Origin of the sequence: Ferrovibrio sp. MS7 (genome assembly GCF_038404985.1) — a bacterium.
GTDB lineage: Bacteria > Pseudomonadota > Alphaproteobacteria > Ferrovibrionales > Ferrovibrionaceae > Ferrovibrio > Ferrovibrio plantarum.
This window is the reverse complement of sequence record NZ_JBBKBA010000001.1, coordinates 2,670,574-2,695,556: the sequence shown is the minus strand read 5'-3', so window position 1 is coordinate 2,695,556 and position 24,983 is coordinate 2,670,574. Positions and strand designations below refer to the sequence as shown.

Sequence of the window (24,983 nt, the reverse complement as noted above, 5' to 3'; positions counted from 1 at the left end):
TCACTAAATAGTCAAGCGCCGGACTGATCCGGTGGCGCCGAAACGGCGTATCCTTGGCAATGAAAGTCGAGACAGGTCGAGGCTTTAGGTGAAACAGTCGAAACAGGTGGCCCCCCCCGGCGGCGGCGCCCTGGTATGGTTCCGCCAGGATTTGCGCCTCGCGGACAACCCCGCGCTCTGTGCGGCGGCGGCCAGCGGCCGTCCGGTGGTGGCGCTCTATGTGCTCGACGATACCCTGCCCTGGAGCATGGGCGGCGCCAGCCGCTGGTGGCTGCACCATTCTCTCAACGCCCTGGATGCAGAGTTGCGCCGGCAATACGGCTTCGGCCTGACCCTGCGGCGTGGCCGGGCAGAGACTATCCTGCCAGCTATCGTTGAGGAAATTGGCGCCGAGGCCGTGCATTGGAACCGGTGCTACGAACCGGCGGCAATTGCGCGCGACACGGCAATCAAGGCGGCTCTGAAGGCAATCGGCGTTGATGTCGCAAGCCATAATGCCGCGCTGCTCTATGAGCCTTGGACCGTACAGACCCAGGGTGGTTCTTGGTTCAAGGTTTACTCACCCTTCTGGCGTGCCTGCCGCGCCCTGGGCGATCCCCCAACACCATTGCCCGTACCAAAGCAGATGACCGGCGTTTCCGGCATTGCCAGCGATAAGTTGGAGACCTGGGGCTTGCTGCCGAGCAAACCCGATTGGGCTGGCGGCATGCGCGATAATTGGGTGCCGGGCAGCCTGGGAGCGGAAACGCTGCTCACCACATTCCTCGGCCATGCCCTCAATGGCTATGCCGAGCAGCGCGACCGCCCGGATATGACAGGCACCTCTCGATTGTCACCGCACCTGCATTTCGGCGAGATCGGCCCGCGTCAGGTCTGGCATGCCGTGCAGCTGGCCATGCAGTCCGGCAAGGCCTCAATCGCCAAGCATGGCGAGAAATATCTATCAGAATTGGGCTGGCGCGAATTCTCGCATCACCTGCTCTATCATTTCCCGGCATTGCCGCAGCAGAATTTCCGTGCCGATTTCGATGACTTCCCCTGGGATCATGATGAAGCCGCACTGAAACGCTGGCAGCGGGGCCAAACCGGTTATCCGATCGTCGATGCCGGGATGCGCGAATTGTGGCACACAGGCTGGATGCACAACCGGGTGCGCATGGTGGTTGCGTCATTCCTGGTGAAGCATCTGCGCCAGCATTGGCATCAAGGCGAGGCCTGGTTCTGGGACACGCTGGTGGATGCCGACCTCGCCAACAATGCCTCGAGCTGGCAATGGGTGGCAGGCTCGGGCGCCGATGCCGCGCCGTATTTCCGCATCTTCAATCCGATATTGCAGGGTGAACGCTTCGATCCCGAAGGGGATTATGTGCGTCGCTGGGTGCCGGAATTGCAGGCCCTGCCGGCTCGCTTCATTCACAAACCGTGGGAAGCCCCCGCCCTGGTGCTGCGCGAAGCCGGCGTAACGCTGGGCGCAACCTACCCGATGCCCATGGTGGAGCATGATAAGGCGCGCGCACTGGCCCTTGCCGCATTCTCTGCCTTGCGCGGGCAGGCAGGCGCGGAAGCCGAGGCAACGATGCCGCGAGCACGCAGAAGCCGGGGTGCTGCATGAAGATCGGTGTGATTGGCGCCGGCATTGCCGGCCTGGGTGCTGCCTGGGCATTGTCGCGGCAGCATGATGTCACGGTGTTTGAAGCCAATGGCTATCCTGGTGGCCACAGCAATACGGCGGAAGTCGATTACGACGGCAAGCGCATTGCGGTGGATACCGGGTTCATTGTTTTCAACAATTGGAACTACCCGAATATCGAGAAACTGTTCGCGCATCTGAAAGTGCCAGCGCTGAAAAGCGACATGTCCTTCTCGGTCTCGGTTGGTACCGGCAGCCAGCGCGGCCAGCTTGAGTGGAACGGCAACACACTCGGCAGCCTTTTCGCGCAAAAGCGCAACCTGCTGTCCTTCCGCTTTCATCGCATGTGGCGCGATATCCTGCGTTTCAATCGCCGCGCCGTGACGGACCTTGAAACCGGCCGCATGGCAGCTCTGACGCTCGGCGCCTATCTCGAGCGCGAGGGCTACAGCGAAAGCTTCATGCTGGATTACCTGCTGCCCATGGGGGCAGCGATCTGGTCAGCTCCCATGCGGGATATGCTGGATTTTCCCGCCGTCACTTTCGCGCGCTTCTTCCGCAATCACGGCCTGCTCAGCATCAACGACCGCCCGCAATGGTCCACCGTACAAGGCGGCAGCCGTGAATATGTGCGCCGCCTGATTGCTGATAGCCGCTTCGACCTGAAGCTTTCCACCCCGATACGGGGGCTCAGGCGCATGCCCGATGGCGTGATCCTGCACACTGATGCGGGGCCGGTCGGGCCATTCGATCAAGTGTTACTGGCCTGTCATGGCGACCAGGCCTTGCGCATACTTGGCAATGCGGCAAGCGAACAGGAACGCGCCATCCTTGGCTGTTTCCGCTTCCAACCAAACCGCGCCATCCTGCACAGGGATCTCAACCAGATGCCGCTGCGCCGCCGCGCCTGGGCAAGCTGGAACTATCTTTCGGAGCCGCGTCGCGACCTGGAGCGCCGCGTCGCCCTCACCTACTGGATGAACCTGCTGCAGAGTATCGATAACCGGTATCCCCTGTTCGTGACGCTCAACCCCATTGAGGAGCCGGATCCCGCCAAGGTATTCGCGCGCTTTGACTATGAGCATCCATTATTCGATCGCGCTGCGATTGCCGCCCAAGGCCAGTTGGATGAGATCCAGGGCCGCAACCGCTTATGGTTTGCCGGCGCCTGGGCTGGCTATGGCTTCCACGAGGATGGCCTTACTGCCGGCCTGCGCGTCGCCACCGCTCTGGGCGCCACATTGCCCTTCGCAGCGACGTTGACATCACGTCACCTGGAGGCCGCATGAAGGCCGCGCCGCTTGAACATGCCAGCCTATACTGGTGCCGCATCATGCATGAGCGGCTCATTCCGTTCCGGCATAAGTTTAATTATCGTGTTTTCTCCCTGTTGCTTGACCTTGATGCGCTGCCGGACATAGCCCGACATTCGGCGTTCTTCCGCCATAACAGGTTTGGCCTGTTCTCGTTTCACGACAAGGATCATGGCCCGCGCGACGGCTCGCCTCTACGCCCCTGGGTGGAGACGATATTGCGGCAGAACGGCCTGGAAGCGGCGTCTGCGAGCATACGCCTGTTCTGCTTTCCGCGCCTGCTCGGCTATGCGTTCAATCCGCTCAGCATCTATTTTTGCCATGATCAGCATGATCGGCTGCGCGCCATACTCTATGAAGTGAAAAATACCTTTGGCGATCAGCATGGCTATCTGATCGAAATAACTGATAGCGGTGAAAAGCTGCTGCGCCATGGCGCGACGAAACAGTTCCATGTCTCGCCATTCTTGCCGCTGTCGGGCGATTACGAGTTCTGCATCCGGCCACCAGCTGACCATATCGCCATCCAGATTCGCCATACCGGCCCCGAAGGGCTGCGGCTGATCGCCACGCAGACCGGACGCCGCGAAGCGTTCAGCGACCGCGCGCTAATCAAGGCCTGGCTGCGCCACCCGCTGATGACCCTGAAGGTTATCGGCGCAATCCACTGGGAAGCCCTGCACCTATGGCGCAAGGGGGCCGCCTTCTTCCGCCGACCGGAAGCACCGGTCAGCGCCGTGAGCCACACTCCCTCATCTGTAAAGCTTGCACCCGGAGATTAGCGTATGAGCGACTATGCCGCCGCTTCAGCCGACGCCTTCCCAGCCGGCCGCCGCGACACCCCATCGGCCGCACCGGTAGAACTGCATTCGCCGCAGGATGCGCTGCGGCTGCCCAATGTGGAACGATGGACGCGACTGATGCTTTCGCTGGCACCGCATACCTCGCGCGGCTCCATCACCATCGGCCTGCCTGATGGCAGGCGCGTGCTCGCCCGCGGCAAATTGCCCGGCCCCAACACCGAAATTACCCTGCGCAACAACCGCTTTCCCAAGCGCATGCTGTTTGGCGGCAACCTGGGTGTCGGCCAATCCTTCATGGATGGCGATTTTGATTGCGATGATATCGGTGCGCTGGCGCACTGGGCCTGCATCAATACCGAACTGGACAACACGCTGATGGGCAAGCCGTGGCTGCGCCTGTTGCGACGCCTGGCATTCGCATTCAACAACAACACCAAGCGCGGCAGCCGGCGCAACATTGCCTATCACTACGACCTCGGCAACGAGTTCTATAGCCAATGGCTTGACCCCTCGATGACCTACTCCTCGGCGATCTATGAGCATGAAGGGCAGGCTCTCGAACAGGCGCAGCAGGTCAAGTATCGCCGTCTGGCTGGCGATGTACTCCGCCTCAAGCCGGGTGAAACCGTTCTGGAAATCGGCTGTGGCTGGGGTGGTTTCGCCGAAGTGGCCGCGAAAGAATTTGGTGCTCAAATTCATGGCATCACGATCAGCCGCGAACAGCATGATTTTGCAAGCCGGCGTGTCTTCGAGGCCGGCTTGGCCGACAAGGTGAAAATCGAGCTGCGCGATTATCGCGATACCATCGGGAAATACGATGCCGTTGCGTCGATTGAAATGATCGAAGCAGTTGGGGAGAAATTCTGGCCAACCTACTTCTCGACCCTACGTGGCCGGTTAAAACCTGAGGGGCGCGCCGGTCTGCAGGCCATCGTGATCCAGGATGAGTATTTCGAAGCCTATCGCGGCACCATGGATTTCATCCAGGCGTTTATCTTTCCTGGCGGCATGTTGCCGGCCCCAATGGTGCTGGATCAGCAGGCTGCCCTGGCAGGCTTACGCATCGCGCAAAGCGATGGCTTCGCACTTGATTATGCCCGCACGCTCCGCGAATGGACGGAGCGATTCCAGGTTGCCTGGCCGCAATTGCGCGCCCTTGGTTTCGACGAGCGCTTTCGCCGCATGTGGCTCTACTATCTCGGCTCCTGCGAAGGCGGCTTCCGCGCCAAATGCATTGACGTTCTGCAACTGCGGCTTGATCCGACTTAAGACGCTTCGGCTTCCGCAGCAACGAATTGATCCGGCGCCAGCAGACGGTAGCCGACGCCCAGTTCGGTGACGATGTAGCGCGGCCGCGCCGGATCGCGCTCCATCTTCTGGCGCAGCTTGCGCATGAAGATGCGCAGGTAATGTCCGTCCTCGACATGGCTGCGGCCCCAGACCTCGGTGAGCAACTGCTCATGTGTCACCACCTTGCCGGCATGGCGGGCAAGGAATTGCAGCAAGGCATATTCCTTCGGCGACAGCTTGACCTCGCGGCCTTCGAGGAATACCTGGCGACGCACCATGTCGATGCTCAACTGCCCGACGGCAAAGATCGGCTGGCCGGCTACAGCCGGCATGCGGCGCAGCAAGGCATGTACCCGCGCCACCAGTTCCGGCATGCCGAACGGCTTGGTGATGTAATCATCGGCGCCAAGCTCCAGCGCCCGTACCTTCTCATTCTCACGGCTGCGCACCGACAGGATCAGGATCGGCAGCCACGACCAATCGCGAATCCGGCGCAGCACATCCAGGCCATCCATGTCGCCAAGCTGCAGGTCCAGGATCACCAGGTCAGGATTGATTGTAGTGATCGCCTTCAGGCCCTCGGCACCGGATTCCGCCTCGATCACGTCGTAACCCTGCACCGAAAGGCCGGTGCGCAGGAAACGCCGGATCTGCATCTCGTCATCGATCACCAGAATGCTGCGCGCCCGACTCATGCCACCACTCCATCCCTTTCCAACACTGCCGCCGTCATGCGCGGCAGCGCCACTTCTATCAATGTGCCCTGGCCGGGCCCGGCGCTCGCCACCGTGACATGGCCGCCACAGACCTCGATGAAGGCACGGGCGATGGTCAGGCCAAGGCCGCTGCCATCGGGTTCGCCATTGCCTTCCGCCGCGCGGTAGAACTGGTCGAATATCCGTTCGGCCTGATCCGGTGTCAGGCCGCGGCCCGCATCGCGCACATAGAGCCGCACTTGTTCCGGCGCTGAAACCGCACCGACCTCGACAACCGATCCGGCAGGCGAGTATTTCGCCGCATTCTCCAGGATGTTCACCAGCGCCTGCTGCAGCAACACGGCATCGCCCCGGGCCAGCGGCACCTCGTCCGGGAGACGCAATTCGACGCGATGCTGCTTCAGCCCCTGGCGCGTCTGGCGCAAGGCGACTTCCACCACCTCCACCAGATCCACCGCCTCGCGTTCGGGCTTGAGGTGGCCGGCGCGAATACGGGTGAGATCGAACATGCGGCCGATCATGCGGTCAAGATGCTGCGCTCCGTCGCGCACCATGCCAAGCAGTTCGGTGCGCTCCTGCTCGGTGCAGAGATCGATATATTTCTCCAGCGTCGTAGCCGAGCCGAGGATGGAAGCCAGCGGTGTGCGGAAATCATGCGAGATCGAATTGATGATGGCATCGCGCAGCGCATCGGCCTTGCGATCGACGCGGATGCTCTCGACGCGTTCGGCCAGCCGCATGCGTTCCAGCACATTGGCGATCAGTTCAAACAGGGCCGCAACGAAGGCGGTTTCGTTCGGCGCCGGAAAGCGCATGGCCCCCACCGCCAGGATGCCGGCCGGGCGCTGGCCATGGCGGATGACCCGCAGCAGCCAGTCTGAACTCAAGCCCGCACGGGCCTTGTCGCGTCCTGAAGGCGCTTCCTGCCACAGCCATCTCGCCTTGGAAATATCGGCCGGACCGGGCTGCATGCCCCCCGCCGCCGCCACCTGCACCAGCTCATCATTGCGCGGCAGCAGCAGGGCACAAGGCTTGCCCAGAATGGCGTACAGCTCCTGCACGATTGCGCCTGGCAATTCATCGGTATCCACCACCGCCGCAAAGCGCCGGCTGGCTTCATAAAGCTGGCCCATGCGGAATTCGCGCTCACGCGTTTCCTTCGCCGAGCGCCGCGCCCAGTCGGCCACCGCCCCCACCACCACGGCGATGACACTGAAGATGATCAGGTCAATCGCCTGTGTGGGGTCCTCGACCGCGAAGCTGAAAATCGGTGCATAGAAGAAGAAGGCTGAGGAGCCAAGCGTCAGCAGAAGGGCGAAGATCGCCGGCATCAGGCCCCAGAGCATACCGGCCACCAGCACCGCTGGCACAAATACCAACGACAGCGCCACTGCCGGTGTGTATTGCGTCAGGCTGTATGAAGCCAGCGACGCCACACCAATCAGCAAGGTCGTCGCGATATAGGGTTTCAAGCGCTGCATTGCCGCAGTCTAGCGCATCGCACCCAGCGCCAGCCACCATGCCGCGAATACGTCGAAAGTCGATGAAATACGGGACTTGATTACGGAATATATACATTACTCGAGGGATATATTTACGGCGATTGTCTTAACCATTGAATTGAACCCCAATGAGCGAATGCGGCCCTTTCCATCTCCCGCATTGCCGCGCGAGACCAGGTCAGAGCGTCGACTCCAGCAGTCCGGATGCCGATGGCGCAGAGGATGATGAGGAAAAAGAAGCGGACTAGTGAACGCCAAGGCGGCGACGCAAGAACCTGATCACCGGGCCAATCAGCGGCAGACGGCCATAAAACTGGCCACCGGCATCCCAATGGTCGAGATGCGCCGCCACACGCCCATCCGGCGTGAAATGCAGTTCCGTGACGCCCTCCACCTCCCAAGGAGCCGTTGCATTCAAGCGCCGTGGCTTGAAGTAGAAACGCCAGATCAGGAAGGCTTTGTCCTGCTGCCGCACGCTGCCGGTGATGATGAAGCGCACGTCGGTGCAATCATCAAACATGGCCGCGAAGGCACGCAGCATCGGATCGACACCGCGCACTTCGTTGAATGGGTCGCGGAAGCGTACATCCTCTGTCACCAACTCACGCAGGGCCGGCAGGCTTTGCGGCGATAGCGTTTCATAATACTGGGCATAGCGATCCAATGCCGTGGCAATGGGATCGTGAGCTTCAACTTCCGGCAAACGGCGCGCTTCGCTCATTGGGTCATTCTCCGCACCAGTGGCAGATAAAGGGCGTAAGGCAGGAGACGCAGGAACTTCAGGATGTAAGCGAAGCGGCGCGGGAACACGATTTCAAAACCGCTGCCATGCTCCAGCTCCCGGTAAAGACGTTCGGCGGCCTTTTCCACATCCATCAGAAACGGCATCGGAAAATCGTTGCGATCGGTCAGCGGCGTGCGCACGAAGCCCGGGTTGATCAGGCGCACCGCGATCCCGCGCGGCTCAAGCTCTATACGCAGGCTTTCCGCCATGTTGATCAAGGCCGCCTTGCTGGCGCCATAGGCCGCAGCCCGAGGTAAACCACGATAACCGGCCAGGGAGGCGTTTATGGCAATCTGCCCTCGCCCACGCGCCAACATACGCGGCAGCAGGGCTTCCAGGCAGTAAGCAACGCTCATCACATTGCTTTCGAGCAGGCTGGCGACTGTTGCAGCACTAAACTTGTCCGCTGCCTCCGGGATATGTGTGCCGGCATTCAACACGGCGCACCCGATTGGACCTGCGGTTTGCTCGATGGCATCCACCAATGTTTCGGCATGCCCGGCTATGGTGAGGTCGCCCGGTTGAGCATGGAATTGTCCCGTCATGCCCGCGGCAGCCGATGCGACATCAGCCAAAGTCTCGACGCGGCGTGCCGTACCGGCAACGCTGGCGCCGGCTTTAAGATAGCGCAGGGCCAAGGCACGCCCGAGGCCGGAGCCGGCGCCGGTAATCCAGACGCTGCCGGCCGCATTCATGGCGCAAGCCTGTAATCAATCACCGAGCCGTCACTGGCGCGAAAGCGATTTTTGATCCAGCGTCGTGCTGCGTCATACCAAAGCTCAAGGCGCAGATCGCCATCAAGCCTGTAATGCCTGGCATCTGGCGGCACGCCTTCTTCTGGCTGCAATGGCTGCTCTGCCACTGTCACCACAAGCAGCCGCCCGCTTTGGGTATCGAGCAACAGCTTGTGCCGAGGAAATGCATTATTCCAATAACTCGTGGTCATCACGTCGGCCGGCGCACTGCCCTTGAACCGACTGCCTTCGATCTGCAACACGCCATCCGCTGTTGCGAAGGCTTTGACATAATGCTGGGTGCCGTTGTCGTCGGTCGTGGATTCGAGGTTTACCAGCCGGCCATCCCGCCACAATTCCTGGCTTTTGTGATGATAGTGGTACAGCGGCAGAAACCCGAAGGCGCGCACGATCAAGCTGATATCAACTGTCGCCCTCGCCTCGCCGTCCCGCCGCGTCACGGTAACATTGTGATGGCCGATATCTTCCCCCTTGCGGATAGCCCGGAACGCCCATTGCTCGGTCGTTGCGGCCATCGCTGATACAGGCTGCAGCAGCAGGCCGGTCACCAGCAGCATCAATATCAGGAAGAGAGCCTTGCCCATTGATTGAGTATCCAGCCGAATGGCCCTTGGAAGCGCAGTGGCGCATCGGTTACCGCCAGGCAGATGCAGGGCTGGTCCGACATTGCAACGGGTCGATGCTCGACATCGCCATCGGCCACTTCGACATCGCCGCGCTGAAAAGCGCCGCGTTCGTCAGTGAAGCCACCGCGCAGCACCAGGGTCATTTCCTCGCCGCGATGGCTGTGCACCGGCATCGATTGGCCGGGGGCAATGCGCAGCAGGCTCACCATGCCGCCTCGCGCCTTTGGCAACGGCAAGGCGACGGAATGCAGGCCGGCCCCACTCCAGCGCCAGGGCAGTTTGTCGAAATCATCCCCAATGTATGCCAGCAGCGGCTTTGGTATGCCGGCAGGTGCGGCAGACTTTTCCGCTGCCTTGGCGGGCGGCGGCAGTTGCGCGGCCCAATCCAATTCGCCCATGGCCGCTTCCAGGCTGCCGGGTCGCAGGGCGGCGGGTGCCGCCTCATCCAGCAGGCCGCCACCGGCCGCCTCCAGGTGGCGCAGTTCGGCACGGCAATGCGGGCAGAGGGACAGGTGGCAAGCAACCACCAGAGACCACGACTCGGCGAGAGTGCCGGCGGCGTAATCTAACAGCCATGCGGCTGGGATATGGTGTTCAGGTTGAGTGGACATGACTCGCGTGATCTATGCCGGCCAGTAACTTTACCAGGCGTCGGGCCTGGGATTAAACATTCTACGTCGCCATAGGCTTGGTGGATCAGTAACCCGTTGGATCCCCTGGCTGGCAACGATTATGGCAGGTGGTGATGTTTTTCTTCTTCTACGGCACGCTGTGCGATCCGGATGTGCTGGCCCTGGTGCTGGGCTACCGGCCCGCCCGGCACCAGCTTAAGCCAGCGGTTCTGCCCGGTTTCCGGCGCAAGACCGCCCAGGGGCGCACTTATCCGGTATTGCGGCCGGCGCCCAATGGCCAGGTAGCGGGCTGGCTGTTCCGTGCCCGCAGCCCGGAAGATGGCCGCCGCCTCGATGCCTATGAAGGCCCGGAATACCTCAGCCGCCGCCGCCTGGTGCGGCCGCAAGGCGCTGCTGCGCCCCGGCCGGCCCGGCTATACCTGCCCTTTCCTGGGCGCCTCGGCGCTGGCAATGCCGACTGGGAACTGCCGCAATGGCGGCGGCGCCACAAGGCGGCTTTCCTCAAGCTCCTCCTGCAACAGACCGAGGCCGATTCTGCATGCGCAAGAACCCCTCCGAAGGCCAACCCTTCCCCGTAGAGCTGATCGAACAGCGCGCCGCCTTTCGCGGTCACCTCAAGGTGGATGAACTGCGCCTGCGCCACGGCCTGTTTGGCGGCGGCATGAGCGACGTGATGACCCGTGAGGTGATCTGGCGGCGCGATGCCGTGGTGGTGATCCCCTACGATCCTAAGCGCGACGAGGTGGTGCTGATTGAGCAATTCCGCGCTTCCGCCCTGTTCAATGGCGACCGCGCCTGGATGGTGGAATTCGTCGCCGGCCTGATCGAGGACGGCGAAACCCCGGAAGCCGTCGGTATCCGCGAATTGCAGGAGGAAAGCGGCCTGGAGCCGCTGGGCCCGCTACTCCATGTTACCACGCCCTACTCCACGCCGGGCTTCGCCAGCGAGCGTTTTCACCTCTATTGCGCCCCGGTGGATGCCAGCAAGGCCGGCGGCATCCACGGCCTGGTGCATGAACACGAGGATATCCGGGTTTTTTCCCTGCCTTTTAGGGAAGCCTACGCGTTCTGGCAGCGCGGCGGCGGGGCCAATACCCCGGTCAGCATCGGCATTCTATGGCTGGCGCTGCACCGCGAGAAACTACAGCGGGAATGGGGCGATCCGGGCGGCTTGCCCCACCGCTAGGGGCTGGGTATAGACTGATCCCTCGCGAAAGGGACAGGTGGCATGGATTACCGTAACGGCTTTATCGAGAGCATCGGCAATACCCCGATGATCAAGCTGCAGCGCGCGTCGGAATTGACCGGCTGCACCATTCTTGGCAAGGCGGAGTTCCTCAACCCCGGTGGCTCGGTGAAAGACCGGGCGGCGCTCTACATCGTGCGCGATGCCGAAGCCAAGGGCATGCTGCGCCCGGGCGGCACCATCGTGGAAGGCACCGCCGGCAATACCGGCATCGGCCTCGCCCTGGTGGGCAACGCCCTGGGCTACCGCACTGTGATCGTGATGCCGGAAACCCAAAGCCAGGAAAAGAAGGATTTCCTGAGGCTCTGCGGCGCCGACCTGCGCCTGGTGCCGGCAGTGCCCTACAAGGATCCGAACAACTACGTGAAGTATTCCGGCCGCCTGGCCGAGGAAATGGCCAAGAGCGAGCCGAACGGGGCCATCTGGGCCAACCAGTTCGACAACGTCGCCAACCGCGCCGCGCATTACCACACGACGGGCCCGGAAATCTGGGCGCAGACCGAGGGCAAGGTGGATGGCTTCACCTGCGCCGTCGGTTCCGGCGGCACCTTCGCCGGCATCCTGATGGCACTGAAGGAGCGCAATCCGAAAATCCAGGTCGCCCTGGCCGATCCGATGGGCGCGGCGCTGTATCATTTCTACAAGCATGGCGAACTGAAGGCCGAAGGCAACTCGATTACCGAAGGCATCGGCCAGGGCCGCATCACCGCCAACCTGGAAGGCATCACGCCCGACGACGCTTTCCAGATCCCGGACGATGAAGCTTTGCCAATCGTGTTCGACCTGCTGCAACATGAGGGCCTGGTGCTCGGCTCCTCCTCCGGCATCAATGTTGCCGCTGCGATCCGGCTGGCCAAGAAGCTGGGGCCGGGCCACACCATCGTCACCATTCTCTGCGATGGCGGTGCCCGCTATGCCAGCAAGCTGTTCAACCCGGATTTCCTGAAATCCAAGAACCTGCCAATACCGCCCTGGATGAACTGAACACCCCAACCGAACCCCAGCCCAATTCCCTGCCCCATGACTGACTTCCTGTTCCGCGACGACGCCTACCGCACCGATTGCCCGGCCACCATCACGGCAATCGACGAACGCGGCTTCCAGACCGATGCGACGGTGTTCTATCCGCTCGGCGGCGGCCAGCCCGGCGATATCGGCCAGTTCACCCTGGAAAGCGGCGACGTGGTGGAAATCACCGACACGGTGAAGGGCGACGGACCCGACAGCATCATCCACAAGCCGGGTAGCGGCAGCGCGGCGCTTAAAATCGGCGCCACGGGCGTGCTGAAACTCGACTGGGCGCGGCGCCACCGCCTGATGCGCATGCATACCTGCCTGCATCTGCTGTCCGTGCTGGTGCCCTTCCCGGTCACCGGCGGCCAGGTCGGCGACGGCAAAGGCCGGCTGGATTTCGACATGGCCGACCAGATCCCGGACAAGGACACACTGACGTCGAAGCTGAACGAACTGATCGCGGCCGATCTTGCCGTTACCGCGCGCTGGATCACCGACGAGGAATTGCTCAACAGCCCCGATCTGGTGAAAACCATGGCGGTGAAGCCGCCGATGGGCATGGGCCGGGTGCGCCTGATCGAAGTGGCCGGCCAGGACAGGCCGCTGGACCTGCAGGCCTGCGGCGGCACCCATGTGGCGCGTACCGGCGAGATCGGGCCGGTGCTGGTGCGCAAGGTGGAAAACAAGGGCCGGCAGAACCGGCGGGTCAATCTCGAATTCGCGGCCCAGTAGGCCGACAGGGGGAAAGCGATGACTGCTTACGTGAATCCGGATGCGCTGGTATCGACCGAATGGCTGGCCGAACATCTCAAGGCGCCGGATCTGCGCATCGTCGATGCCTCCTGGTACCTGCCGACCATGAGCCGCAACGGCCAGATGGAATACCGCGATTCGCATATTCCGGGCGCCGTGTTCTTCGATATCGACGAAATTTCCGACAGCGACAGTCCGCTGCCGCATATGCTGCCCAGCCCGGAGAAATTCGCCTCGCGCATGCGCCGGCTTGGCATCGGCGATGGCAACCGCGTGGTGGTCTATGACGGCTCCGACAACCACCTCTCGGCGCCGCGTGCCTGGTGGATGTTCCGCGTTTTCGGCCATACCGACGTGGCGGTGCTGAATGGCGGCTTCAAGAAGTGGCGCGCCGAGGGCCGCCCGGTGGAGGATCTGCCGCCGCTGCCGCGCGAGCGCCATTTCACCGCCCGGCGCAATGACCTGCTGGTGCGCGACATCGAGCAGATCAAAAGCAACCTGACGACCCAGCGCGAGCAGCTTGTCGATGCCCGCAGCAAGGGCCGCTTCGAGGCGACGGAGCCGGAACCGCGTATCGGCCTGCGCGGCGGCCATATCCCCGGCTCGCTGAATGTGCCCTCCTCCCTGATGACCGATCCCAACACCGGCCTGTTCCAGTCGGCCGACGCGCTGAAGGACATCTTTACCAAGGCCGGGGTCGACCTCTCCAAGCCGGTCAGCACCACCTGTGGCTCTGGCGTTTCGGCCTGCATCCTGATGCTCGGCATGCACTTGCTCGGCCATCGCCAGCTCGCGGTCTATGACGGCTCCTGGACCGAATGGGGTGGCCGCGCCGACCTGCCGGTGGAACGCTGAGCCTGCCCAAGCAGGACCTGCCGTGACCGACAGCATCGCCCGCCCGATCTTCAGCCTTCCGCCTGCCGGCAAGCGGGCGGACGGTCGTTTCGACGTTACCGTGGTCTACCTGGACATGACCTCGGCACCTGCCGAGGTGCCGAACCCGGCGCCGCTGCTGGATACCAAGCTGGCGCTGTTGAAGCTGGATAACCCGACCCCGGGCTATTACCGCTACCTCTACACGGCAGTGGGCAAGCCCTGGCATTGGGTGGAGCGGCACCGGCTGTCGGATATCGAGCTGGCCGAGATTATCCAGCATCCGGATGTGGAAATCTTCGTGCCCTATGTCGGCGGTGTGCCGGCCGGCTATGTCGAGCTGGATCGCCGCGACCCGCCGATCAACGAGAACGGTGCCATTAACATCGCCTATTTCGGCCTGGTGCCCGACAGCATCGGCCGCGGCCTCGGCCGCTGGTTCCTGCGCTGGGCGGTGCAGTATGCCTTCTCCAAGGGTATCCCGCGCCTGACGGTGAATACCTGCAACCTCGACCACCCCGCCGCCCTGCCGCTGTACCAGAAGGTCGGCTTCCGGCCCTACCAAAGCCGCGAAGCGGTGTTCGACCCGCGCTACTGACAGTAGCCGCCGCCTGAAGCGTTAATTCAGCTTTACCAATAATTAACCATAACCGTCAGTGGCTTGTGGCGAAGGCTTAAGCCACTGCCTGCTGTGCATCGGCCCTGGACGGATTCGGTGTCACCTCATCCGACCAAATCCAGCGCCTCGAATTAACCTTATACATCAGGTTATTTTAACAATATAACAATATGATTTAATTAGAATAAATAAATATGCACGAGGTGCCGCAACACTCTCCTCCGCGCGCCACGCCCAATATATAGCGCGAATTTAACTATTGGTTAATAATCTAGTATTTACAGATTACTAACCATAATTCCTAACACTTGAATTAAAGATCAGTTCAACTTCGCTTCCGTGGGTGATCGCCAATCCATAACCTGCCAGCCCTGGCCGTCACTGCGGCGGACAACGCGGTAGCGCGTGGCCGGTGCCGGCGTGGTGCGGCAAACCGGCTCGGCCTGGCTCAGCAAGCCGCAATGACGACCGGCTATGGCAATCTCGGCTTCCCCGGACTTGAGCGGGGCAACCTCCGCCACCCGCCAGCTCCACCAGTAGGCCTGGCGGCGCTGCTCTGCCCCGAACAAACTACCGGCCGGGGCGCCGGGCCAGACGGCGCGGCAAAGGGCTTCATCGCGGCGCGAGAAACAGGCCAGCAGGGTTTCGATAGCGCAGAGCGGCGTGGTGGTGCAGGCGCCCTGGCCTGCACCTTGGCCCGGCTGAGCGGCCCCAAGCAGGCGGTAGCTGGCGGGCGGGTCAACAGCCGGCCAATCGGCCGCCCTGGCAGCATGGACAGCGGCTAAACACAGGATGGACAAGACCAGGCCGAGCAGGATGGGCCTGGGCATGATGGAACTGGGCAGCATGGCGCGCATGGCAGGTTCCTCCCTGCCGTCCAGTATAGCCCTCAGATGGCGCCGGCGACCATGTTGATGCTGAGCGCCAGGATCGCGGTGTTGAAGAAGAAGGAGAGCACGCCGTGCAGCAGGGTCAGGCGACGCATATGCCGGCCAGTCACCTGGACGTCCGAGACTTGGCAGGTCATGCCGATGACAAAGCTGAAATAGAGGAAGTCGCCATAATCGGGCTTCTCCGCCCCGGGGAAGTCCAGGCCGCCCTTCATATCATCGGGATTCTGGGTGGCCTTGTCGTCGCCATAGAACAGGTGGGCATAGTGCATGGCGAACACCACGTGGATCAGCAGCCAGGCCGAAACCATGCCGACACCGCCCAGGCCAAGCCGCAATGCCAGCGCGGCACCCTGTTGCTGTTCCTTCTGCAACACCAGGAAGCCGAGTACCGCCATGCTGGCGATGGCCGCCGCCACAATCAGCAGCATCACCAGCAGGCCGCGGCCATCCAGCGCCTTGGCACGCTTGCGCAAAGCCGCCGGGGTGATGTCCCACATGGCGATCCAGCACAGCAGCAGATAGGCGACGGAAAGGACGATCCAAGCCGAGATCAGGCGCAGCCCTGTCTCGAGGCCGACCAGCGGCAGCAGGTAGGTCGCCAGGCCCAGCGCGGCAGCCAGCAGCAGGCGCGGTGTTGCCGGCAGGGTATGCAGAAGGCTAATGAGAGCCATGGCCAGATGATCCTCCGCTGCCCGGCTGATGGCAAGATGCCGGCCTTGAGCGCAGGGGCAATAAAAAGCGGGGCACTGGGCCCCGCTTTCCTGTTACGGCGGACCGGGAAGTTTAGTGCAGTATCTGGCCCAGGAAGGTCTTGGTGCGCTCGTTCTGCGGGTTGGAGAAGAACTCGTCGGGCGTGTTCTGCTCCACGATCTCGCCGCGATCCATGAAGATCACGCGGTGCGCCACAGCCTTGGCGAAACCCATTTCATGGGTGACGCAGAGCATGGTCATGCCGCCCTCTTCCGCCAGGCCGATCATCACGTCCAGCACTTCCTTGACCATTTCCGGATCGAGCGCCGAGGTCGGCTCATCGAACAGCATGATCTTCGGGTTCATGCACAGCGAGCGGGCAATGGCGACGCGCTGCTGCTGGCCGCCGGATAGCTGGCCCGGGAACTTCTTAGCCTGTTCCGGAATGCGCACGCGCTCAAGATACTTCATCGCCGTCGCCTCGGCCTCGGCCTTCGGCTTCTTCAGCACCCAGATCGGCGCCAGCGTCAGGTTCTCGAGCACAGTGAGATGCGGGAACAGGTTGAAATGCTGGAACACCATACCGACGTCCTTGCGGATCACTTCGATATTCTTGAGATCATTGGTCAACTCGGTGCCATCAACGACGATCTGGCCCTGCTGATGCTCCTCAAGCCGATTGATGCAGCGGATCATGGTCGACTTGCCGGAACCCGACGGGCCGCAGATCACGATACGCTCGCCCCTGCGGACATTGAGGTTGATATTCCGCAATACGTGGAACTGACCGTACCACTTGTTGACGTTGCGCAGTTCAATGGTGGGAGCAGACGGATTGGTCATGGCTTCAGGACTCCTCAGCGCTTATGCCCGGTGGCGAGCCGGGCCTCGAGCGCCTGGCTGTATTTCGACATCGAGTAGCAGAAGGCGAAATAGATGATCGAGACGAAGATGTAGGATTCCACCGAGAAGCCCTTCCAGGCAGTATCGGTGAGAGCGGCCTTAGTGGCGTTCATCAGATCGAAGATGCCGATGATCACCACCAGCGAGGTGTCCTTGAACACCGCGATGAACAGGCTGACCATGGGCGGGATCACGATCTTCAGCGCCTGCGGCAGGATGATGCGGCCCATCTTCTGCCAATAGCTGAGGCCGAGGGCGTCCGCCGCCTCATACTGGCCCTTCGGGATCGCCTGCAGGCCACCGCGCACCACCTCGGCGATATAAGCCGCCGAGAACAGGATGATGGCGAGCTGGGCGCGCAGCAGCTTGTCGATGCTGAGACCTTCCGGCAGAAACAGCGGCAGCATGATCGAGGACATGAACAGCAGCGAGATCAGCGGCACGCCACGGATCAACTCGATGTAGATGACGCAGAGCGTCTTGATCGCCGGCATCTTGGAACGCCGCCCCAGGGCCAGCACCAGGCCGAAGGGGAAAGCGAAGCCGATGCCGAAGGTGGCGAGGATCAGGGTCAGCGGCAGGCCGCCCCAGTTGGTGTTCTGCACATAGCTGAGGCCCAGCACACCGCCCCACATCAGCACCGCAATGCTGGTAAGGCCGCCCACCCAGATATAGAGCAGCTTCATGTTCCAGAAGCGGCGCATGCAGCTTGCAACGATCAATGCGATGTTGATCACCGCCGCCAGCAGCGGCCGCCACTGTTCGTCATACGGATACAGGCCGAACAGGATCAGCCGGTGCTTCTCGACAATAAAGGCCCAGCAGGCGCCGCCCGAACCACGGCAGGCATCGGCAGTCGGCGCCGTCCACTTGGCCTTGATGAAGGCCCATTCGATGAAACCCGGCACCGTGGCGAGAATCAGGAAAACGACGAGCAGGGTGAGGATGATGTTGAGCGGCGAGGAGAACAGCTTCTCCCGCGCCCAACCGATGATGCCGGTCTGGTTGACCGGCGGGCTCATGGTTTCGGTAGCGGCGGCCATGTCAGCGCTCCACCAAGGCGATTTGCTTGTTGTACCAGTTCATGAACAGCGAGATCGACAAGCTGACGGAGAGATACACCGCCATGATGATCAGGATGCCCTCGATCGCCTGGCCAGTCTGGTTCAGCGTGGTATTGGCGATCGACACGATATCGGGATAGCCGATGGCGATGGCAAGCGACGAGTTCTTGGTGATGTTGAGATACTGGCTGGTCATCGGTGGAATGATGACGCGGAGGGCCTGCGGCAGCACCACAAGGCGCAGTACCATGCTGCGCTTGAGGCCGAGCGCCGAAGCCGCTTCCCACTGGCCGTAATAGACCGCCTGGATGCCGGAGCGGACCACTTCGGCGATGAAGCCGCCGGTATAGATCACCAGGCCGAGCAGCAAGGCGGCGTATTCGGGAGTCAGCGTGGCACCGCCGGAGAAGTTGAAGCCGGCCAGCTTCGGCACATCGAGTTCCATCGGCGCACCGCCGATCAGCCAGCCGACAACCGGCAGGCCGATCAGCAACGCGATGTTGGTGCGGATCAGCGGGAAAGCCTGTCCCGTCGCCTCCTGGCGCTTGCGCGCCCAACGGGCGACGAAGACGCCGACGACGATAGCGAGCAGGAAACCGATACCGGCGAGATCGAAGGCGAAATGATCAGTCGGCGCCGGCACCTTGATGCCGCGATTGGAAATGAACACGCCGGTGATCGGGTTTAGCGCCTGGCGTGGGCCGGGTGCGATTTCGGTGATCAGCGCATACCAGAAGAAAAGCTGCAGCAGCAGCGGCACATTGCGCACCACCTCGACATAAACCGAGGCGACCTTCGCCACCAACCAGTTTTTCGAGAGCCGGGCGATACCCATGATGGTACCGAGCAATGTGGCCAGGATGATGCCGACCACGGCGACGCGCAGCGTATTCAGGATGCCGACCAGAATGGCGCGGGCATAGGTGTTTTCCGGGCCGAAGTAGATCGGGCTTTCGCCGATGGCGAAGCCGGCTTCGCGGCCGAGGAAATCGAAACCGGACGCGATCTTGCGCGTTTCCAGGTTATGCAACGTGTTGCTGACCAGATACCAGATGCCCAGGGCGACCAGCCCCAAGGCCAAAACCTGGTACACGACGGCGCGAACCGTCGGATCGTTCCAACTCAGGCTGCGCTTTGGCGGCGCCGAACCTGCTGTCCCCGAATGAGCCATGTGCCCCCCATGGCTTGAGTGTTGAACTACCCTGCCGGCGACATCCGGCGGGGTTTACGCGATACGCAAGCAGCCTTGACGCAAACGGCCTGGGGGAGTCCCTGCCCCCAGGCCGTCACGTTCAAAGCATCAGATCAACGGATCGGCCACGCATAGAGCAGGCCACCCTTGCTCCACTGTTCGTTCGGACCGCGATCAAGCTTCAGGGCGCTGCCCTTGCCGACATTGCGCTCGAAGCTTTCGCCGTAATTGCCGACCTGCTTGATGATGTTGTAGGCCCACTTCTCATCGACGCCGAGCGCCTTGCCCATGCCCGGGGTGGTACCCAGGATGCGCTTCACGTTCGGATCGGTGGAGGAGGACGCCATCTGGTCGACGTTGGCCGAGGTGATGCCGTATTCCTCGCCCTCGATCATGGCGAAGAGCGACCAGCGCACCAGGTCCATCCACTGGTCATCGCCATGGCGAACCATCGGGCCGAGCGGCTCCTTCGAGATCACTTCCGGCAGCAGCACATGCTCATCCGGCTTCGGCGTCTGGGTGGCGCGCACCGAGGCGAGCTGCGAGCGGTCGGTGGTCAGCACGTCGCAACGACCCGACACATAGGCGCCCACGACTTCATCCTGCTTCTCGATGACCACCGGCTTGAAGGTCATCTTGTTGGCGCGGAAGTAGTCGGCGAGATTCAGTTCGGTGGTGGTGCCCGGCTGCACGCAAACAGTGGCGCCGTTCAGCTCCTTGGCGCTCTTCACGCCCAGCTTGGTCGGCACCATGAAGCCCTGGCCGTCGTAGAAGTTCACGGCCACGGCATTGAGGCCCAGCGCGGTGTCACGCTGCAGCGACAGCGTGGTGTTGCGCGTCAGCACGTCGATTTCACCGGACTGAAGCGCGGTGAAACGCTGCACCGGGGTGAGGCCCACGGCCTCGAACTTCGAAGCATCGCCGAACAGCGCGGCGGCAATCGAGCGGCAGACGTCGACGTCGATGCCCGACCACTTGCCCTGGCTGTCCGGGGCGCTGAAGCCCGACACACCAGTGGAGACGCCGCAGATGACCTTGCCGCGGGCCTTGACCGCATCCAGCGTCGCGCCGGCATGAGCAGCCGAAGCAGCCACGACGAGGACGGCAGCCGTAGCGGCCGATTTCAGAAAGTGCATGGGTTTTCCCCTTCCCTGTTGACTAAACATTTGCCGGTTATGGGTTTGGTTCCCACAAACCCTGGCGCGAAATTACACTTTTGCGCCATCACCAGCAACCCAGCCTATTCCACGGTCACCATAACGTGCAATCACCATGGGCATAGAACCAAGTGCCGGTTTGATTAGCAGTTTTTGTACCAACCGCAAAATTCGCTGATTTTGCGCTGCACAATGGGCGGCGGACACGAAACCGGTCCACCGCGTGCACAGAATCAGCGCGATTGCCCGCGAATGCAGCAGCAAGACTTTAGTCTAAGGCCTTAGCGGATCGGCCAAGCATACATCAGGCCGCCCTTGGTCCACAGCGCGTTGGCGCCCCGATCCAACTTCAGGGCGCTGCCCTTGCCGACATTGCGCTCGAAGCTTTCGCCGTAATTGCCGACCTGCTTGATGATGTTGTAGGCCCACTTCTCATCAACGCCGAGCGCCTTGCCCATGCCCGGGGTGACACCCAGGATTCGCTTCACGTTCGGATCGGTGGAGGAAGCCACCATCTGATCAACGTTCGCCGAGGTGATGCCGTATTCCTCAGCCTCGATCATGGCAAAGAGCGCCCAGCGCACCACATCCATCCACTGGTCGTCGCCATGGCGGACAAACGGCCCGAGCGGCTCCTTGGAGATAACCTCCGGCAGCAGCACATAATCTTCCGGCTTCGGGGTCTGCAGCGAACGCGCCGAGGCGAGTTGCGACATATCCGACGTATAAACATCGCAGCGGCCGGCAAAGAACGCCGCCACCAGTTCCTCCAGCTTCTCGAACACCACCGGCCGCAGTTCCAGCTTGTGGGTGCGGAAATAGTCGGCGAGGTTCAACTCGGTGGTGGAGCCGGACTGTACGCAGACGCTGGCGCCGGAAAGCTCCTTGGCGCTTTTCACGCCCAGCTTGGTCGGCACCATGAAGCCCTGGCCGTCATAGAAGGTGACGCCCGTGGGATTGAGGCCGATGGCAGCGTCGCGCTGCAGGGTCAGGGTGGTGTTGCGTGACAGCATGTCGATCTCGCCGGTCTGCAAGGCGGGCAGACGAGCCGGCGAGGTCAGCGCCACATACCGCACCTTGGTGGCATCGCCGAACATCGCGGCGGCCACGGCGCGGCAGACATCGACATCGAGGCCCTTCCACTCGCCCCGGCTGTCCGGCGCGCTGAACCCGCCCAGCGAGGTGTTGACGCCGCATTGCACGATGCCCCGCGCCTTCACGGCATCGAAAGTGGCACCCGCCTGGGCAGTACCGGCAGTCAGCAGCAGGCCAGCAGCAACCGCCAACGTCTTGATGGCGAGCGTCTTGAGGATCGTCATGATGTGTTGCCCCCGTTTGTTACAATTTTGTGACAGCACTCTGGGCGACACAGCGGCTTATTGCAAGAGCGCCCACTATTGCAGAAGAGCGCCGGCCAACCCCAGCACCACCGCATAGCGCGCAGTCTTGGCCAGGGCGACGATGGGCAGGAAGCGCCAGAAGGGATAGCGCAGCAGGCCAGCGGCGAAGGTGAGCGGATCGCCGATAACCGGCATCCAGGAGAGCAGCAGGCACCAGCCGCCATAGCGCTGGAAACGGACCGAGGCGCGGTCAAGCTGGGCCGGCTTGACTGGAAACCAGCGCCGCTCGCGGAAATGTTCGACATAGAGCCCGAGCCACCAATTGAGGCAGGCACCGAGCGTGTTGCCGGTTGCCGCAACGGCAATCAGCAGCCAGAGCGGCGCCCAGCCGGCCTGCTGCGCCGCCACCAATGCCGGTTCGGACGGCACCGGCACGATGCTCGCAGCCAGAAACGACCAGGCGAACAGCCCGGCGAGCGAAAGGAGCGTGTCGTTCACCGCCGGCGCCGCTTAATTCAGCGGCGAGGCCTCGCCCAGATCCCAGAACAGGCCGGCCATCATCGCCAGACCCTCGCGCATCACCGGCAGCAGCACATGCTCGTTCGGCGCATGCTGCGAACAGGCGGCGTAAGAATGCGGCACCCACACGGTCGGCAGGGCCAGGGTTTCCGAGAACACGTCGTTAGGCAGCGAGCCGCCGAGATTGGGCAGCAAAGCCGGCTTCACGCCAGTCGTCTTTGCCACCGAGGCCAAAGCCCATTTCACGTAAGGATGCTCCGGGTCCAGGCGCGTGGCGCGGAAATACTCGGTGCGCGCCAGTTCCACCTGCACCATGCCAAGACCCTGGCGGTCGAGATGACGGCGCAACGCCGGCAGGAAATCCTCCGGGTTGGTGCCGACCACGAAACGGATCTGGCAATGCGCCGTCGCCTTGCCGGGAATGGCATTCACCGGCGCTTCCGGGTTGCCGGTCTTGAATGCCAGCACATCGAAGCTGCACCAGCCATAAACACGCTCCGGGGGGCTCAATCCGGGCTCGCCCCACCAGGCATCGACGCTGGGGCCATCCGAGCCGCCGCCGACGGTGCAATCGGCCAGGGCCGCGCGCACCGAGGCGGGCAGTTCCTTCGGCACCCATTCCGGAATGCGGATCTGGCCCGACGGGCCGGCGATGGAGGCAATGGCATGGGCCATCAGGATGCCGGGATCGGCCAGCAGGCCGCCCCAGTTGCCGGAGTGATGCGCGCCGGGCCGCAGGTCGATGGAGAGATCGAAATTCATCGCGCCGCGCGAGCCGCAATAGAGTGTCGGCCGCTCCGGCGACAGGCGCGGGCCATCGGAAGCCAGGAAGAGATCGGCGCCCCAGGTCTGGCGCTGCGACTTGCAGAAGGCATCAAGGCCGGGTGAGCCGACTTCCTCGCCGGTCTCGATCAGCAGCACCACGTTGAAGCCCAGTTTGCCGCCGCGCGCCTTGAGCACCGCCGCCAGAGCGGCGATGTTCACGGTATGCTGGCCTTTGTTGTCGGCGGTGCCGCGGCCATAGAGCTTTTCGCCTTCCTGCACGATGCTCCACGGCGACAGGCCACTGCGCCATTGCGCGTCCTGGCCCCGGATCACGTCACCATGGCCATAGGAGAACAGGGTATGCTTCGCCCCCGGCTCGCGCCGCGTGGCAACCAGGAAGGGGCCGCCATTCGGCGCCGGATTGGGGAAGGTCTGGCAGGTGAAGCCCAGCGCCTCGAGGCTGCCGCGCATCTCCTTTTCCAGGTAATCGCCCAGCACCGCCTTGCGGTCCGGGTTCTGGCTTTCGGTGGGGATGGCGACGCGGCGGCTCAGGTCGGCGGTAAAACCGCCTTCGTCCAGATAGGCGGTGGCGGCGCGGATGGCGGCTTCGCGGGTCATATCGGCCTCTCCCAGGAGATCATATCTCTACATACAACCCCGGCCTCGGGCTGGAAAGCGCCAGCCGGCTTTGCGATAGTCGGACCTCACACGGAGTAAGCCATGCAAGACGAAACCAAGCTCGCCACCCTGGGCCGCGATCCCGAAGGCCACCATGGTGTGGTGAATATCCCGGTCTACCGCGCTTCAACCATCCTGCAGCCCGACCTCAAGACCCTGAAGCAGGTGCAGGCGGCTCGCGAGCGCGACGAACAGGTGGTGAGCTATGGCCGCATCGGCACGCCGCTGACCTATGCCTTCGAGAATACTATCGCCGAGCTGGAAGGCGGCTACCGCGCCATGGGCTTCCCGTCCGGTGCCGCCGCCTGCGCCGGCGCGCTGCTGGCGGTACTGAAAGCCGGCGACCATCTGCTGATGGTGGATACCGCCTACGGCCCGACCCGGCATTTCTGCGACACCGTGCTGAAACGCTACGGCGTCGAGACCACCTATTACGACCCGACCATCGGCACCGGCGTGGCGGACCTTTTCCGCTCCAACACCACGGCGATCTTCACCGAAAGCCCGGGCTCGCTGACTTTCGAGGTGCAGGATATCCCGGCCATCGCCGAGATCGCGCACAAGCGCGGCGCCAAGCTGCTGCTGGATAACACCTGGGGCACGCCGCTCTACTTCAAGAGCTTCCAGCATGGCGTCGATCTCTCGATCCATTCGGCGACGAAATACATCGTCGGCCATTCCGATGCCCAGCTCGGCATCGTCATCGCCACCAAGGAGGCCTGGCCGGCCTTGCGCGAAACCACCCGCGCCACCGGCACGGCGGCGGGACCTGACGAGGTCTATCTCGGCCTGCGCGGCCTGCGCACCATGGCGGTGCGGCTTGAGCGCCATATGCGCAGCGGCATCGAGATCGCCCATTGGCTGCGCGGCCTGAATGAAGTGGAAGCCGTGTACCACCCCGCCCTGCCCCAGGATCCGGGCCATACGCTGTGGCGGCGCGACTTCCTCGGTGCCTGTGGCCTGTTCGCTTTCGAGCTTAAGAAAAACTTCAACGAAGCCCAGGTGGCGGCCTTCGTCGATCACCTGGAACTGTTCGGCATCGGCTATTCCTGGGGCGGCTTTGAAAGCCTTGTCACCGTGGCGATGCCGCACCGGCTGCGTACCGCCAACCCCTGGGTCGACAAGGGGCCGCTGCTGCGCCTGCATATCGGACTCGAGGCGGTGGACGATCTGCGCGACGACCTCAAGGCCGGCTTCGAGCGGCTGCACAAGGCGGGCTGAACCAG

26 protein-coding genes are annotated in these 24,983 nt (G+C 62.7%); 11 read left to right on the top strand and 15 right to left on the bottom strand.

Features of this window, described 5'->3' with window-relative positions; all coding sequences use genetic code 11:
- Window positions 1-88: 88 nt before the first annotated feature.
- The 4 genes from V6B08_RS12980 to V6B08_RS12965 are packed head-to-tail and all read left to right on the top strand — an operon-like array spanning window position 89 to window position 5,015.
- Window positions 89-1,612, top strand: a complete 1,524-nt coding sequence (locus V6B08_RS12980; RefSeq protein ID WP_341981397.1) for a cryptochrome/photolyase family protein — start codon at window positions 89-91, stop codon at window positions 1,610-1,612.
- On the top strand, window positions 1,609-2,919 hold the full coding sequence (locus tag V6B08_RS12975; protein WP_341981393.1) for an NAD(P)/FAD-dependent oxidoreductase: 1,311 nt from the start codon (window positions 1,609-1,611) through the stop codon (window positions 2,917-2,919). The genes V6B08_RS12980 and V6B08_RS12975 overlap by 4 nt, the downstream gene beginning before the upstream one ends.
- Complete coding sequence (locus V6B08_RS12970) at window positions 2,916-3,725, top strand: DUF1365 domain-containing protein (RefSeq protein WP_341981391.1); 810 nt, start codon at window positions 2,916-2,918, stop codon at window positions 3,723-3,725. Before V6B08_RS12975 ends, V6B08_RS12970 begins: the two co-directional genes overlap by 4 nt.
- 3 nt (window positions 3,726-3,728) lie before the next feature.
- A complete protein-coding gene (locus V6B08_RS12965) occupies window positions 3,729-5,015 on the top strand; it encodes a class I SAM-dependent methyltransferase (protein WP_341981389.1) in 1,287 nt (428 codons plus the stop codon).
- On the opposite strand, the gene V6B08_RS12960 is transcribed toward V6B08_RS12965, so the two are convergent.
- The 6 genes from V6B08_RS12960 to V6B08_RS12935 all read right to left on the bottom strand — a co-directional run bounded on the left by V6B08_RS12960 (window position 5,012) and on the right by V6B08_RS12935 (window position 10,030).
- Window positions 5,012-5,731 carry a response regulator gene (locus tag V6B08_RS12960; protein ID WP_341981387.1) on the bottom strand — a complete coding sequence of 240 codons (720 nt, stop codon included), beginning with the start codon at window positions 5,729-5,731 and terminating at the stop codon, window positions 5,012-5,014. The two genes, V6B08_RS12965 and V6B08_RS12960, sit on opposite strands and share 4 nt — an antisense overlap.
- Window positions 5,728-7,233 (bottom strand): ATP-binding protein, encoded by a 1,506-nt coding sequence (locus V6B08_RS12955; protein ID WP_341981385.1) that lies wholly within the window; start codon window positions 7,231-7,233, stop codon window positions 5,728-5,730. The genes V6B08_RS12960 and V6B08_RS12955 overlap by 4 nt, the downstream gene beginning before the upstream one ends.
- 265 nt (window positions 7,234-7,498) lie before the next feature.
- Entirely contained in the window at window positions 7,499-7,975 is a 477-nt protein-coding gene (locus V6B08_RS12950) for a nuclear transport factor 2 family protein (protein ID WP_341981383.1), read from the bottom strand.
- Entirely contained in the window at window positions 7,972-8,733 is a 762-nt protein-coding gene (locus V6B08_RS12945; protein ID WP_341981381.1) for an SDR family NAD(P)-dependent oxidoreductase, read from the bottom strand. The genes V6B08_RS12950 and V6B08_RS12945 overlap by 4 nt, the downstream gene beginning before the upstream one ends.
- Window positions 8,730-9,377, bottom strand: coding sequence for a DUF6134 family protein (locus tag V6B08_RS12940; protein WP_341981378.1), 648 nt, complete (start codon window positions 9,375-9,377; stop codon window positions 8,730-8,732). Before V6B08_RS12940 ends, V6B08_RS12945 begins: the two co-directional genes overlap by 4 nt.
- Window positions 9,356-10,030: a ChrR family anti-sigma-E factor gene (locus V6B08_RS12935; protein WP_341981376.1), complete on the bottom strand. Its 675-nt coding sequence runs from the start codon at window positions 10,028-10,030 to the stop codon at window positions 9,356-9,358. The genes V6B08_RS12940 and V6B08_RS12935 overlap by 22 nt, the downstream gene beginning before the upstream one ends.
- A gap of 134 nt (window positions 10,031-10,164) precedes the next feature.
- Here V6B08_RS12935 and V6B08_RS12930 point away from each other — a divergent pair, with 134 nt between their 5' ends.
- Genes V6B08_RS12930 through V6B08_RS12905 form a run of 6 tightly spaced genes read left to right on the top strand, consistent with a single transcriptional unit; the run spans window position 10,165 to window position 14,535 of the window.
- On the top strand, window positions 10,165-10,629 hold the full coding sequence (locus tag V6B08_RS12930; protein ID WP_341981373.1) for a gamma-glutamylcyclotransferase family protein: 465 nt from the start codon (window positions 10,165-10,167) through the stop codon (window positions 10,627-10,629).
- A complete protein-coding gene (locus V6B08_RS12925; RefSeq protein ID WP_341981371.1) occupies window positions 10,590-11,237 on the top strand; it encodes an NUDIX domain-containing protein in 648 nt (215 codons plus the stop codon). The genes V6B08_RS12930 and V6B08_RS12925 overlap by 40 nt, the downstream gene beginning before the upstream one ends.
- A gap of 42 nt (window positions 11,238-11,279) precedes the next feature.
- Window positions 11,280-12,281 carry a cysteine synthase A gene (locus V6B08_RS12920; protein ID WP_341981369.1) on the top strand — a complete coding sequence of 334 codons (1,002 nt, stop codon included), beginning with the start codon at window positions 11,280-11,282 and terminating at the stop codon, window positions 12,279-12,281.
- 36 nt (window positions 12,282-12,317) lie between these two features.
- Entirely contained in the window at window positions 12,318-13,043 is a 726-nt protein-coding gene (locus V6B08_RS12915; RefSeq protein WP_341981367.1) for an alanyl-tRNA editing protein, read from the top strand.
- An 18-nt stretch (window positions 13,044-13,061) separates the two neighbouring features.
- On the top strand, window positions 13,062-13,919 hold the full coding sequence (gene sseA / locus V6B08_RS12910; protein ID WP_341981365.1) for a 3-mercaptopyruvate sulfurtransferase: 858 nt from the start codon (window positions 13,062-13,064) through the stop codon (window positions 13,917-13,919).
- Window positions 13,920-13,941: 22 nt separating this feature from the next.
- Window positions 13,942-14,535, top strand: a complete 594-nt coding sequence (locus V6B08_RS12905; protein ID WP_341981364.1) for a GNAT family N-acetyltransferase — start codon at window positions 13,942-13,944, stop codon at window positions 14,533-14,535.
- Window positions 14,536-14,876: 341 nt separating this feature from the next.
- On the opposite strand, the gene V6B08_RS12900 is transcribed toward V6B08_RS12905, so the two are convergent.
- The 9 genes from V6B08_RS12900 to V6B08_RS12860 all read right to left on the bottom strand — a co-directional run bounded on the left by V6B08_RS12900 (window position 14,877) and on the right by V6B08_RS12860 (window position 23,697).
- Window positions 14,877-15,413 (bottom strand): hypothetical protein, encoded by a 537-nt coding sequence (locus V6B08_RS12900; RefSeq protein WP_341981362.1) that lies wholly within the window; start codon window positions 15,411-15,413, stop codon window positions 14,877-14,879.
- A gap of 32 nt (window positions 15,414-15,445) precedes the next feature.
- Window positions 15,446-16,120, bottom strand: coding sequence for a DUF1345 domain-containing protein (locus V6B08_RS12895; protein ID WP_341981360.1), 675 nt, complete (start codon window positions 16,118-16,120; stop codon window positions 15,446-15,448).
- Between the two features lie 112 nt (window positions 16,121-16,232).
- A complete protein-coding gene (locus V6B08_RS12890) occupies window positions 16,233-16,982 on the bottom strand; it encodes an amino acid ABC transporter ATP-binding protein (protein ID WP_341981358.1) in 750 nt (249 codons plus the stop codon).
- A gap of 14 nt (window positions 16,983-16,996) precedes the next feature.
- Window positions 16,997-18,085 carry an amino acid ABC transporter permease gene (locus tag V6B08_RS12885; protein WP_341981356.1) on the bottom strand — a complete coding sequence of 363 codons (1,089 nt, stop codon included), beginning with the start codon at window positions 18,083-18,085 and terminating at the stop codon, window positions 16,997-16,999.
- 1 nt (window position 18,086) lies between these two features.
- The gene (locus V6B08_RS12880) at window positions 18,087-19,277 is read right to left on the bottom strand and encodes an amino acid ABC transporter permease (protein WP_341981354.1); all 1,191 of its coding nucleotides are present in this window, start codon (window positions 19,275-19,277) and stop codon (window positions 18,087-18,089) included.
- 134 nt (window positions 19,278-19,411) lie between these two features.
- Window positions 19,412-20,434, bottom strand: coding sequence for an amino acid ABC transporter substrate-binding protein (locus tag V6B08_RS12875; protein ID WP_341981352.1), 1,023 nt, complete (start codon window positions 20,432-20,434; stop codon window positions 19,412-19,414).
- A gap of 302 nt (window positions 20,435-20,736) precedes the next feature.
- Window positions 20,737-21,774 (bottom strand): amino acid ABC transporter substrate-binding protein, encoded by a 1,038-nt coding sequence (locus V6B08_RS12870; RefSeq protein WP_341981350.1) that lies wholly within the window; start codon window positions 21,772-21,774, stop codon window positions 20,737-20,739.
- Window positions 21,775-21,849: 75 nt separating this feature from the next.
- Window positions 21,850-22,293, bottom strand: a complete 444-nt coding sequence (locus V6B08_RS12865; RefSeq protein ID WP_341981347.1) for a YqaA family protein — start codon at window positions 22,291-22,293, stop codon at window positions 21,850-21,852.
- Window positions 22,294-22,305: 12 nt separating this feature from the next.
- Complete coding sequence (locus V6B08_RS12860) at window positions 22,306-23,697, bottom strand: M20 family metallopeptidase (RefSeq protein ID WP_341981345.1); 1,392 nt, start codon at window positions 23,695-23,697, stop codon at window positions 22,306-22,308.
- Between the two features lie 102 nt (window positions 23,698-23,799).
- Here V6B08_RS12860 and metC point away from each other — a divergent pair, with 102 nt between their 5' ends.
- Window positions 23,800-24,978 carry a cystathionine beta-lyase gene (gene metC, locus V6B08_RS12855; protein ID WP_341981343.1) on the top strand — a complete coding sequence of 393 codons (1,179 nt, stop codon included), beginning with the start codon at window positions 23,800-23,802 and terminating at the stop codon, window positions 24,976-24,978.
- Window positions 24,979-24,983: the final 5 nt, after the last annotated feature.

Excerpts from the sequence above, each read along its gene's own strand:
- V6B08_RS12975 (WP_341981393.1), top strand. The coding sequence starts at position 1,609 with ATGAAGATCGGTGTGATTGGCGCCGGCATTGCCGGCCTGGGTGCTGCC.
- V6B08_RS12970 (WP_341981391.1), top strand. The coding sequence starts at position 2,916 with ATGAAGGCCGCGCCGCTTGAACATGCCAGCCTATACTGGTGCCGCATC.
- V6B08_RS12965 (WP_341981389.1), top strand. The coding sequence starts at position 3,729 with ATGAGCGACTATGCCGCCGCTTCAGCCGACGCCTTCCCAGCCGGCCGC.
- V6B08_RS12960 (WP_341981387.1), bottom strand. The coding sequence starts at position 5,731 with ATGAGTCGGGCGCGCAGCATTCTGGTGATCGATGACGAGATGCAGATC.
- V6B08_RS12955 (WP_341981385.1), bottom strand. The coding sequence starts at position 7,233 with ATGCAGCGCTTGAAACCCTATATCGCGACGACCTTGCTGATTGGTGTG.
- V6B08_RS12950 (WP_341981383.1), bottom strand. The coding sequence starts at position 7,975 with ATGAGCGAAGCGCGCCGTTTGCCGGAAGTTGAAGCTCACGATCCCATT.
- V6B08_RS12945 (WP_341981381.1), bottom strand. The coding sequence starts at position 8,733 with ATGAATGCGGCCGGCAGCGTCTGGATTACCGGCGCCGGCTCCGGCCTC.
- V6B08_RS12940 (WP_341981378.1), bottom strand. The coding sequence starts at position 9,377 with ATGGGCAAGGCTCTCTTCCTGATATTGATGCTGCTGGTGACCGGCCTG.
- V6B08_RS12935 (WP_341981376.1), bottom strand. The coding sequence starts at position 10,030 with ATGTCCACTCAACCTGAACACCATATCCCAGCCGCATGGCTGTTAGAT.
- V6B08_RS12930 (WP_341981373.1), top strand. The coding sequence starts at position 10,165 with ATGTTTTTCTTCTTCTACGGCACGCTGTGCGATCCGGATGTGCTGGCC.
- V6B08_RS12925 (WP_341981371.1), top strand. The coding sequence starts at position 10,590 with ATGCGCAAGAACCCCTCCGAAGGCCAACCCTTCCCCGTAGAGCTGATC.
- V6B08_RS12920 (WP_341981369.1), top strand. The coding sequence starts at position 11,280 with ATGGATTACCGTAACGGCTTTATCGAGAGCATCGGCAATACCCCGATG.
- V6B08_RS12915 (WP_341981367.1), top strand. The coding sequence starts at position 12,318 with ATGACTGACTTCCTGTTCCGCGACGACGCCTACCGCACCGATTGCCCG.
- sseA (WP_341981365.1), top strand. The coding sequence starts at position 13,062 with ATGACTGCTTACGTGAATCCGGATGCGCTGGTATCGACCGAATGGCTG.
- V6B08_RS12900 (WP_341981362.1), bottom strand. The coding sequence starts at position 15,413 with ATGCGCGCCATGCTGCCCAGTTCCATCATGCCCAGGCCCATCCTGCTC.
- V6B08_RS12895 (WP_341981360.1), bottom strand. The coding sequence starts at position 16,120 with ATGGCTCTCATTAGCCTTCTGCATACCCTGCCGGCAACACCGCGCCTG.
- V6B08_RS12890 (WP_341981358.1), bottom strand. The coding sequence starts at position 16,982 with ATGACCAATCCGTCTGCTCCCACCATTGAACTGCGCAACGTCAACAAG.
- V6B08_RS12885 (WP_341981356.1), bottom strand. The coding sequence starts at position 18,085 with ATGGCCGCCGCTACCGAAACCATGAGCCCGCCGGTCAACCAGACCGGC.
- V6B08_RS12880 (WP_341981354.1), bottom strand. The coding sequence starts at position 19,277 with ATGGCTCATTCGGGGACAGCAGGTTCGGCGCCGCCAAAGCGCAGCCTG.
- V6B08_RS12875 (WP_341981352.1), bottom strand. The coding sequence starts at position 20,434 with ATGCACTTTCTGAAATCGGCCGCTACGGCTGCCGTCCTCGTCGTGGCT.
- V6B08_RS12870 (WP_341981350.1), bottom strand. The coding sequence starts at position 21,774 with ATGACGATCCTCAAGACGCTCGCCATCAAGACGTTGGCGGTTGCTGCT.
- V6B08_RS12860 (WP_341981345.1), bottom strand. The coding sequence starts at position 23,697 with ATGACCCGCGAAGCCGCCATCCGCGCCGCCACCGCCTATCTGGACGAA.
- metC (WP_341981343.1), top strand. The coding sequence starts at position 23,800 with ATGCAAGACGAAACCAAGCTCGCCACCCTGGGCCGCGATCCCGAAGGC.